Annotated in this window: 7 protein-coding genes and 3 pseudogenes; 7 read left to right on the forward strand and 3 right to left on the reverse strand. The window is 65.0% G+C overall.

Going from position 1 to position 11,297, the window contains the following annotated elements:
• On the forward strand, positions 1-159 hold a 159-nt coding region (locus tag XAXN_RS00735), incomplete at its 5' end, for an integrase core domain-containing protein (RefSeq protein WP_167694731.1).
• A gap of 39 nt (positions 160-198) precedes the next feature.
• Here the strand turns inward: XAXN_RS00735 and XAXN_RS00740 are convergent.
• The 3 genes and pseudogenes from XAXN_RS00740 to XAXN_RS00750 form a co-directional block, all read right to left on the reverse strand.
• A pseudogene (locus tag XAXN_RS00740) lies at positions 199-663 on the reverse strand (transposase); the annotation flags it as partial.
• Positions 656-2,224, reverse strand: a pseudogene (locus XAXN_RS00745) (TonB-dependent receptor); the annotation flags it as partial. The pseudogenes XAXN_RS00745 and XAXN_RS00740, both read right to left, overlap by 8 nt.
• Positions 2,225-2,732: 508 nt before the next feature.
• Positions 2,733-4,118: a helix-turn-helix domain-containing protein gene (locus tag XAXN_RS00750; protein WP_054318128.1), complete on the reverse strand. Its 1,386-nt coding sequence runs from the start codon at positions 4,116-4,118 to the stop codon at positions 2,733-2,735.
• Positions 4,119-4,256: 138 nt separating this feature from the next.
• Here XAXN_RS00750 and XAXN_RS00755 point away from each other — a divergent pair.
• The 6 genes and pseudogenes from XAXN_RS00755 to XAXN_RS00780 all read left to right on the forward strand — a co-directional run bounded on the left by XAXN_RS00755 (position 4,257) and on the right by XAXN_RS00780 (position 11,186).
• Positions 4,257-5,761 (forward strand): annotated as a pseudogene (locus tag XAXN_RS00755) (CoA-acylating methylmalonate-semialdehyde dehydrogenase).
• A gap of 10 nt (positions 5,762-5,771) precedes the next feature.
• Complete coding sequence (locus XAXN_RS00760; RefSeq protein WP_054318129.1) at positions 5,772-6,953, forward strand: acyl-CoA dehydrogenase family protein; 1,182 nt, start codon at positions 5,772-5,774, stop codon at positions 6,951-6,953.
• The gene (locus tag XAXN_RS00765; RefSeq protein WP_054318130.1) at positions 6,950-7,747 is read left to right on the forward strand and encodes an enoyl-CoA hydratase; all 798 of its coding nucleotides are present in this window, start codon (positions 6,950-6,952) and stop codon (positions 7,745-7,747) included. The genes XAXN_RS00760 and XAXN_RS00765 overlap by 4 nt, the downstream gene beginning before the upstream one ends.
• Positions 7,747-8,934: an enoyl-CoA hydratase/isomerase family protein gene (locus tag XAXN_RS00770; protein ID WP_054318166.1), complete on the forward strand. Its 1,188-nt coding sequence runs from the start codon at positions 7,747-7,749 to the stop codon at positions 8,932-8,934. Before XAXN_RS00765 ends, XAXN_RS00770 begins: the two co-directional genes overlap by 1 nt.
• Positions 8,935-9,089: 155 nt before the next feature.
• Positions 9,090-9,992: a 3-hydroxyisobutyrate dehydrogenase gene (mmsB, locus tag XAXN_RS00775; protein ID WP_174515503.1), complete on the forward strand. Its 903-nt coding sequence runs from the start codon at positions 9,090-9,092 to the stop codon at positions 9,990-9,992.
• A gap of 228 nt (positions 9,993-10,220) precedes the next feature.
• Entirely contained in the window at positions 10,221-11,186 is a 966-nt protein-coding gene (locus XAXN_RS00780; protein ID WP_054318131.1) for a cation diffusion facilitator family transporter, read from the forward strand.
• The last annotated feature ends 111 nt before the right edge of the window (positions 11,187-11,297 follow it).

The following is an 11,297-nucleotide window of genomic DNA, read 5'->3' on the forward strand; positions in this document are numbered from 1 at the left end:
CGCACCGTCCGCTACGCGTGGTTGGCAACAACGTTGTTCGACACCATCGAGCAGGTTCAGGACAAAGCCACGCGCTGGCTATGGACGTACAACCATGAACGCCCCAACATGGCGCTCGGCGGCATCACCCCAGCAATGAAATTGGCGATGGCCGCGTAGCTCCACTTTTGGCGAACGCTAAAAGCGGGGGGATTACCCACGGTCATTCCAGGCATGCGTGCGCTCGACGACCCAGCGTTTGGCCAGCACCACGAATCCTTGGGCGTTGGCCTTCACCGTGAACAGGTCCGGTTGCTCTGGGCCAATCCAGCGCCCCACGTTCTTGTTGCCCGGATGGCGCACGATCTGCACCCGAATGTCATGGCATTGCGAGACTGTCTGCGCGCACTGCCCCGCATAGCCACTGTCCGCGTACAAGGCCTGGATGCCTGGATATTTCTCCATCGCCCTTTCCACCACCGGATGAGCACCCTCGCGGTCCTGCACGCTGGCGGCGGTGATGCTCACGGCAAGCAGCAGTCCGAGCGTATCGACCACCAGATGGCGCTTGCGCCCCTTGATCTTCTTGCCGGCGTCATAGCCACTTTCGCCGCCTTGCGGAGAACCCCGTGTGGATTGTGCGTCAATGACCGCGGCGGTGGGCTCGGCGTTCTTGGGTGACCGGGTAGATCAGGTCCTGGTACGCCGAGATCGGCTGATCGTAGCCAGACTGGTTGCTGAGGAAGCGTCGGTTCTGTTTTTCGCGACGTGCGGCGCGTGCGCTCAATTCCAGCGAGGTGAACGGGCCGGCATCCACCGAGCGGCTGGCGTTGAGTGCCAGCGCAGCGATCTTGTCGCGCAGTGCCTGCGGCTCGGTCTGCCCGGCAATGCCGTATTCGGGCGTGTCCGAGCTGGTGCTGATGGTGGGGGTGACGCTGCGGCGGAAATCGAACGAGATGGTGTCCGGATTGCTGCCGAAACGCACCGCCTGCCAGGTGTTATCGCGCTTGGCCTGCGAGAACGACAGGTCGCTGCCCAGGGTCCACACATCGCCGCTCCACTTGGCGTTCAAGCCGCCGGCGGTGAGTGTCTTGACCTCGTTGTAGTGGCTGACCACATGGTCGACCTGCAGGTTGGAATTGGCCAGCGTGCCGGCCACCACATCGCCATCGACGATGGTGTAGGACGAGCCCGGCGTGGTGTATGGATTGGTGCTGCCAGAGAAGGTGCTGAAGGCTAGCCCGTTGAACCAGTTCTGCAACTGGTCTTCGTCGATTTCGATGCGCGAATACAGCCCGTCGAATTTCAATTCGAAATTGCCCGAGCGCCATTGCACGGTGCCCATTGCGCCGGTGCGGGTCTGGTCGATCAGCTTGAGCTGGTCGGCCGCGCCCCAGGGAGTCGGGTCCACGCTGCCGTCGCCATCCACATCGCGCGAGTTGGTGGCGTCGGTATAGCCCCAGCTGCCGATCGACGAGCTGGCGTTCTTCTGCTTCTGGTAGGTGGCGCCAAACGCCACCGCCAGGTTGTCGTTGAGTTTGTGCACCCAGCTTGCGCCGAAGCGGCTGCCCCACGGGCTGTAGCCGTCCACATCCTTGGCGTGGTCGTAGAACACCGGGCCGGCGGTGCCGACGAATCCCGGCCCGGTGTAATCGAGCGGGCTGATGGTGGAGATGTCCACGGTGGCGGCAAGACCGCCGGCGACCAGATCCGCCGATTGGGTCTTGTAGACCTTGACGGTGGAGACGATCTCGGTGGGGAACACCTCCCAGCGCAATGCGCGGTTGGGCTCGGAGGAGGCGATTTCGCGCCCGTTGACGGTGCCTATGGTCATGCGCGGGCCCAGGCCGCGCACGGTGGCCAGGCTCTCGTTACCACGGTCGCGGGTGCCGTTGACGCCGGGCAGCCGCACCAGTGCCTAGGCCACGGTGACGTTGGGCATCTGGCCCATGTTGTCGGCAGAGATCACTTCCACGACGTGATCGGACATCTGCTTGGCCTGCACGGCCTGATTCAGGCTGGCGCGCTGGCCAATCACGGTGATGTTGTCGAGCGTCACCGGCGTTTGCCCGTTGCCGGCAGCAGGGCTGGCGTCGCCTGCGGGCGGGGCGGCGGGAGCGCTGTCCTGTGCGTGCGCGCCGAACGCGGTCGCCAGGACGCAAGCGATGGTGGTGCACAGGATGGCGCGAACTGGCGTGCGGCGCAGGCGCCGGCTGGCCGGGTGGCCGGTATGGTGAACAGGCATCGGTTGATCCCTCCCAGGACAAAGTGACCGAATACGGTGGTAGCTGCTGGTGCGGCCAGCCGCGTGGCGCGGGTCTGGCGCGTCCGCGCGGGTGTGGCCGGTGGTGCTGTGCTGCGTGATCAGTGTGGGTCGTTCGTTTGCGTGGCGCCGGAAGCGCGCTGCATCGCGCTGGCCTCCCCTTGTCTTGCATGTGTCCGCTTCAGGGTAGAAGCGCAAGCCATTCCATTCCAATGAAGCATTTTGCTGCAGCTATCTCGGCTTGGAATGCTGCGCTGCGGCACTCGCGACTGCCTCCTCGCCCTGGAAGTGCGGGCAGTGATGCGGCAAGAGGGCTGTGGGATTGGGCCTGATTTGGGCTGATGCGATTGCCCGATGATGTGTGGCTTGTCTACGCCGGAAGAGCGCCAGATTGGCCAATGCAATCAGCCCAGGGCAGCGTGTCCGTCGTTGCGATCGCGGGGCGACGCACGGCCAAGCCCGACGACCAGATCCAATTCTCACCAGCCCGCTAACGCGTGCGTGCCGGCAGGCGTGGCAGCGCAGGGAAGGCGCGCTGCACGCAGTCGTTGCGCTCGCAGGTCAGGCAGCCCGGGCCGATCGGTACCGCATCGTCCACCGCGTTCAGATCCCAGCCGCGCGCATACACCAATTGATCGGCGTGGCGCAGGTCGCAGCCCATTGCCAGGGCAAACGTCTTGCGCGGGCGGCCATACCCGTGCGGGCCACTGCTGACCTGGCGAGCCAGCCAGAAATAGCGCCGGCCGTCGGGCATGCGCGCGATCTGGGTGAGGATGCGGTCGGGCTGATTGAACGCCTCATACACGATCCACAGCGGGCAGGCGCCGCCGACGTGCGAAAAATGGAAGTCGGTGGCCGAATGGCGCTTGGACACATTGCCGGCGCGGTCCACCCGCATGAAGAAGATCGGCAAGCCGGCTGCCCCGCGCCGCTGCAAGGTGCTGAGCCGGTGACACACCGCTTCGAAGCCCACGTCGAAGCGGTCGGCCAGCCATTCGATGTCGTAGCGCGAGGTTTGCGCGCTGTGCAGGAACGCGCTGTACGGCATCACCAACGCGCCGGCGAAATAGTTCGACAGACCGATGCGCAAGAGTGCGATGCGCTCGGCGTCCTCGAAACCGGCATCGGCAATGCGCGCGTCCAGCAGCGGCGCGCATTCCAGCAACGCCAGTTGCGCGGCCATCTGGAATGCCTGCTGCCCTGGCCGCAAGTGCGCCGGCAGCCACAGCACGCGCGCCTGCGCATCCATGCTGCGTTTGTCGCTGTGCAGGTCGGGTGCGTCCTGCACCAGCAGGCCATGACGATCGGCCAGCCGTTGGCGCAGCCGCAGCGGCAGATTTTGCGGGGTCAATCCAAGCTCGGCGTAAAGCGCTTCGGCGCGCTCGTCCAGGTCGGGCAGATAGTTGTGCGCGCGGTTGAAGTAGTCGCGCACCTGCTCGCCGGGCGACAGCGATGGGATCGCCGCGTGCTCGACCCCGATCTGCAGTTCCAGCGCGGCGTTGCGTTCGAGCAGCTGCTGATGGGCGCGGTGCAGGTCCAGTAGCGCCTGGGCCACCTGCGGCAAGTTGCCGGTGAGTGCACGCAGCTCGGCCGGCAACAGCGTGTGGCCCAGGCTGCGCAGCGATTCGTCCAGCGGTTCGACCAGTGCGGCCGGGTCGTCCAGGTCCAGCAGGCCGTCCAGGTCGCCCAGCGCGGTCTTGAGCCGCTGTTGGATGGCCAGGGTGAGCGGGCGCTGGTTGCGCTCGATCTGGTTGAGATAGCTCGGCGACAGTTCAAGCCGGCGCGCCAGTTCGGCCTGGGTCAGGCCATGGCGCTGGCGCAGCCGCTGCAGGCGCAGCCCGAGCTGGTGGCGGAGTTGAGCGTGCGGTTGAGGCATTCGCAAGATTCGCAAAATTGTGTTGCCAGCTTAGCGCGATTAAGCAATCGCGGGCTGGGAATGCAAGGCGCCGATGCAAACAATGCGAAGCAATGGCCTGCAACGGCCCGATGTCCTTCTTAACGAGCGAGCCCTGCAATGAGCGAATCCGTCCCCCGCGTCTCCCTGTTGATCGATGGCGAGTTGGTGGTGTCCGCCAGCACGCAGTGGCAGGATGTGGTCAACCCGGCCGACCAATCGGTGCTGGCCCAGGTGCCGTTCGCCACCACCGCCGAAGTGGATGCTGCAGTGGCGGCGGCCAGCCGCGCGTTTGTCAGCTGGCGCAAGACGCCGATTGGCACGCGAGCACGTATTTTTCTCAAATACCAGCAGCTGATCCGCGAAAACATGCCCGCACTGGCTGCACTGCTGAGCGCCGAGCAGGGCAAGACCCTGGCCGATGCCGAAGGCGATGTGTTTCGTGGTCTGGAGGTGGTGGAGCACGCCGCGGCGATCGGCAATCTGCAACTTGGCGAGCTCGCCAACAACGTGGCCAATGGCGTGGACACCTACAGCCTGCTGCAGCCGTTGGGTGTGTGCGCGGGCATCACCCCATTCAACTTCCCGGCGATGATTCCGCTGTGGATGTTCCCGATGGCGATCGCCACCGGCAACACCTTCGTGCTCAAGCCCTCCGAGCAAGACCCGATGGTGGCCATGCGGTTGGTGGAGCTTGCGCTGGAAGCCGGCATTCCCAAGGGGGTGCTCAACGTTGTGCACGGTGGCGAGGAAGTGGTCAATGCGCTGTGCGATCACCCCGACATCAAGGCGTTGTCGTTTGTCGGTTCCACCAAGGTGGGCACGCACGTGTATCGGCGTGCCTCGCTCGCCGGCAAACGCGTGCAATGCATGATGGGTGCCAAGAATCATGCCGTGGTGTTGCCCGACGCCAATCGCGAGCAGACGCTCAATGCGATGGTCGGCGCTGCATTCGGCGCCGCCGGGCAGCGCTGCATGGCCGCTTCCACCCTGGTACTGGTGGGTGAAGCGCGCACGTGGATTCCGGAGCTGGTGGCCAAGGCCAAGAGCCTGAAAATCGGCGCCGGCAACGCGCTGGGCACCGAGGTCGGCCCGCTGATTTCCTGCGCCGCGCGTGAGCGGGTGGAAGGCTTGATCGCCTCGGGCGTGGAGCAGGGCGCCACCCTGGAACTGGACGGGCGCGCACCGCAGGTGCCGGGTTTCGAGCAAGGCAACTTCGTTGGCCCGACCATCTTTTCCGGCGTCAAACCCGGCATGCGGATCTACGACGAAGAGATCTTCGGGCCGGTACTGGTGATCCTGGAAGCCGCCACGCTGGACGAGGCCATCGCCTTGGTCAATGCCAACCCCAACGGCAATGGTACGGCGTTGTTCACCCATCCGGTGCGGCTGCGCGGCGTTTCCAGGAAGACATCGATGTGGGTCAGGTCGGCATCAACGTGCCGATTCCGGTGCCGGTACCGCTGTTCTCCTTTACCGGCTCGCGCGCTTCCAAGCTCGGCGACCTGGGCCCGTACGGCAAGCAGGTGGTGATGTTCTACACTCAGACCAAGACCGTGACCGCGCGCTGGTTCGACGATCAGACGCTGGGCCATGGCGTCAATACCACCATCTCTCTCAAGTGACCCGATCACCATGAATGCAGCCATCCAGCTACACCCGAACGCGGCCGATCTGAACGAGGAGCAGGAGGCCTTCCGTGCCGTCGCCCGCGATTTCGCCGACAAGGAACTCGCCCCGCATGCAGCGCAGTGGGACGCAGAAGGCCATTTCCCGCGCGAGGCCATCGCCAAGGCCGCCGAGCTCGGCTTTTGCGGTCTTTACACCGATGAAGGCGTTGGCGGCCTTGGCATGCGTCGGCTCGATGCGGCCGTGGTGTTCGAAGAACTCGCCACGGTGGATCCGTCCACGTCGGCGTTTATCAGCATCCACAATATGGCCACCTGGTTGATCGCCAGCTATGGCACCGAGGCGGTGCGCGCGCAGTGGGGTGAGGCGATGACCAGCGGCGCCAAGCTGGGTTCGTATTGCCTGACCGAACCGGGCAGCGGCTCGGACGCGGCATCGCTGAAATCACGTGCGCAGCGCGACGGCGACAGCTATGTGCTCAACGGCAGCAAGGCCTTCATTTCCGGCGCCGGCGCAACCGACGTGCTGGTAGTGATGGCACGTACCGGCGAAGACGGTGCACGTGGCATCAGCGCCTTCGTGGTGCCGGCCGATGCGCCGGGCATCAGCTACGGTCGCAAGGAAGAAAAGATGGGCTGGAACAGCCAGCCTACCCGCGGTGTGAGCTTCGAAAACGTGCGTATTCCGGCCGGCAACCTGCTGGGCAAGGAAGGCGAAGGCTTCAAGATGGCGATGAAGGCGCTGGATGGTGGCCGCATCAATATCGCCGCTTGTTCGTTGGGCGCCGCGCAAGGCGCGCTGGATGCCGCGCGTCGCTACATGGGCGAGCGTCGCCAGTTCGGCAAGAAACTGGCCGATTTCCAGGCGCTGCAGTTCAAGCTGGCCGACATGGCCACGCAGCTGGTGGCCGCGCGGCAGATGGTGCACACCGCCGCGCGCAAGCTCGATGCCGGCAACCACGATGCCACCGTGTGGTGTGCGATGGCCAAGCGCTTCGCCACCGATGCCGGCTTTGCCATCTGCGACGATGCCTTGCAGATCCATGGCGGCTACGGCTATATCCGCCAATACCCGATCGAGCGTTTGCTGCGCGACAGCCGCGTGCACCGCATTCTGGAAGGTACCAACGAGGTGATGCGCATGATCGTGGCGCGTCATCTGCTCAATGGCGAGGAGGAATTGCGATGAGCGATTGGGAAGGACGCCTCCACACCGGTCTGCAGGTCGAGCGCGACGGGCACGTGGCCATCGTGACCTTGAGCAACCCACCGGCCAACACCTGGACCGTGCATAGCCTGGCGGCCCTGCGCGATTTGGTACGTGCGTTGGATGCCGACCGCAGCATCTGTGCGCTGGTGATCACCGGTGAAGGCGAAAAATTCTTCAGCGCCGGTGCCGACCTCACGCAGTTCGCCGACGGCGACAAGGCCAACGCACGCGAGGCCGCACGCCGGTTTGGCGAAGCCTTCGAAGCCTTGAGTGCGTTCCGCGGCGTGTCGATCGCCGCAATCAACGGCTATGCGATGGGGGGAGGGCTTGAGTGCGCATTGGCCTGCGATCTGCGCATCGCCGAGCAACACGCACAGTTCGCATTACCCGAGGCCAGCGTCGGCCTGCTGCCGTGTGCCGGCGGCACCCAGAACCTGCCGCGCCTGGTCGGCGAGGGCTGGGCCAAGCGTATGATCCTGCTGGGCGAGCGTGTCGATGCGGCAACCGCGCAGCGCATCGGCTTGGTGGAAGAAGTGGTGGGCAAGGGCGAGTCGCGCGCGCCGGCGGTTGCCTGGGCGCAGCGGGCCGGTAAACAGAGCCCGGTCAGTGTGGCGGCGTGCAAGCAGCTGGTGCAGTCCACCCGCCATGGCACCCATGCAGCGGCATTGATTGCTGAACGCGAAGCCTTCCTGGATCTGTTCGAGCACGCCGACCAAGCCGAGGGTGTGGCCGCATTCCTGGAAAAGCGTGCGCCGCAGTGGAGCAACCGCTGATGGTGCAGGTCAGCGCAATCGACGAGGCACCGGTGCTGTTCGAGCAGCGTGTGTGCGCCGATGGGCATCGCATCGGCATCGCCACCTTGAATGCGCCCAAGACGCTCAATGGCCTGTCGCTGCAGATGACGCGGCTACTGGAGATGCAGCTGCGCGCCTGGGCCGACGATGCGCAGATCGCGTGCGTGGTGTTGCGTGGCGCCGGCGACAAAGCGTTCTGTGCTGGTGGCGATCTGCATGGCCTGTACCAGAGCATGCGCGCGCATCGCGATGCAGTGCCCGACAATGCAGCGCGACGTGCAGCGCCGCAGGCCAACGCGCATGCGGCCGCATTTTTCGAGGAGGAATACCGGCTCGATTACCGCATCCATACGTATCCCAAGCCGCTGTTGTGCTGGGGCCACGGCATCGTGATGGGCGGTGGCATCGGCTTGATGTCCGGCGCCAGTCATCGTGTGGTCACCGAACGCTCGCGCCTGGCCATGCCGGAAATCAGCGTGGGCCTGTTTCCCGATGTGGGTGGCAGCTGGTTGTTACGTCGCGTGCCACAGGGCGCTGGCCTGTTTCTGGCGCTGACTGGCGCGCCGCTGGATGCCAGCGATGCCATTTACGCGGGGCTGGCAGATGTGCGCCTGGAGCATGCGCAGTACGCAGCGGTGCTGGATGCGCTGAGCGCGCACGCATGGACGGGCAATGCCGATAACGACCGCGCCCAGCTCGGTGCATTCCTGCATGGCATTGCGCAACCGACCGAGCCGGGCCCGCTACACGTCCATGCACAGCTGATCGAACAGTTGGTGGCCGGCGAGTCGTTGGAACACATTGTCGCTACGATCCTGGCGCTGCAAGGCGAAGACAGCTGGCTGCAGGCCGCAAGTGCCACCTTGGCCGCCGGTGCGCCGGGCTCGGCACGCCTGGCCTGGGAGCTGCATCGCCATCCGGGCACCACAACGCTTGCCGACACCTTCCGTACCGAATACGTGGTCGCATTGCATGTGGCGGCACATGGCGATTTTGCCGAAGGCATCCGCGCGCTGTTGATCGACAAAGATCGTCAACCGGGTTGGCAGCCTGCATCGCTGGAAGCAGCCGATGCGCAGTGGGCCGCTGGCTTCTTTGTTGCGCCCTGGCTGGCCGCGGACCACCCGCTTGCCGATCTGGGGGCGGGCGAGCCGGTTGTGCGTTGAGTGGTTGGCAACTTGCGAAGGACGTTTGGCTCACGCCGGATTTGCGTCGCGGTTGCCATGTCTTACCTGTGTCGTCGCAACTCAAAACTGGCGTTGGCTCCGTGCGCACCAGCAATCCGTGATGACCCCGGCTATCTATTGAAAATGGTCCTCTTTTGGAAACCGACACCATGAGCAAGATCGCGTTTATCGGCCTGGGCAATATGGGCGGGCCAATGGCTGCCAATCTGATCAAGGCCGGGCATCAGCTGCGGGTGTTCGATCTCGCACCGGCTGCCCTGGATGCTGCCGCAGCGGCCGGGGCGCATGCTGCCAGCTCCGCGCAGGACACGCTGGCCGATGCCGAGGTCGTGATCTCGATGCTACCTGCAAGCCGCCACGTCGAAGGTGTGTACCTGGGCGAATCCGGCATCCTGGCGCAGATCCCGGATGGTGCCCTGGTCATCGACTGCAGCACCATCGCACCGCTATCTGCGCGCAAGGTGGCCGAGGCGGCCAAGGCGCGTGGCCTGACGGTGTTGGATGCCCCGGTCTCCGGTGGCACCGCCGGTGCCGCAGCCGGCAGTCTGACCTTCATTGTCGGCGGCGCTGCCGATGCGCTGGAACGCGCGCGCCCGGTGTTGCAGGCCATGGGCAAGAACATCTTCCACGTCGGCGACAACGGGGCAGGGCAGGTCGCCAAGCTGTGCAACAACATGGCCTTGGGCGTGATCATGGCCGCCACCGGCGAAGCGCTGGCGCTTGGCGTCGCGCAGGGCCTGGACCCTGCGGTGTTGTCGCAGATGATGGCAGTCAGCACCGGGCGCAGCTGGGCCACCGAGGTGTGCAACCCGTGGCCCGGCGTGCTGCCCAATGCGCCGGCTTCGCGTGGGTATAGCGGCGGCTTCGGCAACGACCTGATGCTCAAGGATCTGGGCCTGGTTGCCGAGTCGGCGGTGCAGGCCGGCGTCTCGATTCCGCTCGGTGAGCTGGCGCGCAACCTGTATGCAATGAACAGCCAGGCCGGCAACGGAGCGCTGGATTTTTCCAGCGTGGTCAAGCTGGTCGCCAAGGTCTAACGAGCCACCTGGCTCGCGCCGCGGATTGTTGGAAGGGGGGGGGGCGGTGCGGTGGTGACATGCTTCCAGACCATGACTGCGGTCCTCTCGCCTCGCGGTAGCGCAACCACTGCGCTTTGTGCCGCCTGCCGCACGGCGCGCGTGATGTGATGTCATTACGCACAAGTGTAATAGTCTCCGCCATCGCGTGCGTCTAAGGTGCGCGCATTGCAGCAGGCCACGACATCCATGGGACACGACCACAACCACGCACCCAGCGAAATCCGTCACGAAGCACCCTTGTGGTGGGCACTGGGGTTGACCGCCACCTTTCTGCTGGCAGAGATCATCGGCGCATTCGTGACCAACAGCCTGGCGCTGCTGTCCGACGCTGCGCATATGGCCACCGATACCGTCGGCCTGATGATCGCGCTGGTCGCGGTGCGTCTGAGCCGTCGCCCGGCCGACGCGCGTCGCACCTATGGCTATGTGCGACTCGAAGCGCTCGGCGCATTGGCCAATGGCGCGCTGCTGTTCGCAGTGGGCGGCTACATCCTATGGGAAGCCGCGCAGCGCTTTCGCGCTCCGCAGGACATCGCGTACAGCGGCATGCTGCTGATCGCAGGTTTCGGCCTGGTGATCAACCTGGTCGCGATGAAGCTGCTGCACGCCGGCAGCGGCGAAAGCCTCAACGTCAAGGGCGCCTATCTGGAAGTCTGGAGCGACATGCTCGGCTCGGTGGCAGTGATCATCGGCGCCCTGCTGATCCGCTGGACCGGCTGGCAATGGATCGACCCGGTACTGGCCGTGCTGATCGGCCTGTGGGTCTTGCCGCGCACCTGGGTGCTGCTGCGCGAGGCGATCAACGTGTTGCTCGAAGGCGTCCCCAAGGGCATCGATCTAGCCCGGGTGCAGCAGGCACTGACCAGCCATCCAGGCGTCGAAGACGTGCACGACCTGCATGTCTGGGCACTGGCCTCCAGCACGCCGGCGCTCACCGCGCACATCGTGGTCAACGAGGCCACCGACCGCGACCGCCTGCGTGATGCGCTCGGCGCCCTGTTGCATGAGCGCTTCGATATCGCCCACGTCACCTTGCAGGTGGAAAGAGGCGACTGCGGTACTGAACCTTGCGGCACACCAAAGCCGGCTGCAGACACTGGCCAAGACGCGCACCATGGGCACAGTCATGCGCATGGGCATTCCCATCATTGACCTCTGGTAGTAGCAGGTTGGCAGGTCGTCCAATTAGCGCGTTTCGACCTGCACAATCAACAGGAACGGTTCTGTCCAGGCGCGGCGTACCTACATCGATGTCGACCGCGA

The sequence above is a fragment of the Xanthomonas axonopodis genome, from assembly GCF_001304695.1.
Classification (GTDB): Bacteria; Pseudomonadota; Gammaproteobacteria; order Xanthomonadales; family Xanthomonadaceae; genus Xanthomonas; species Xanthomonas axonopodis.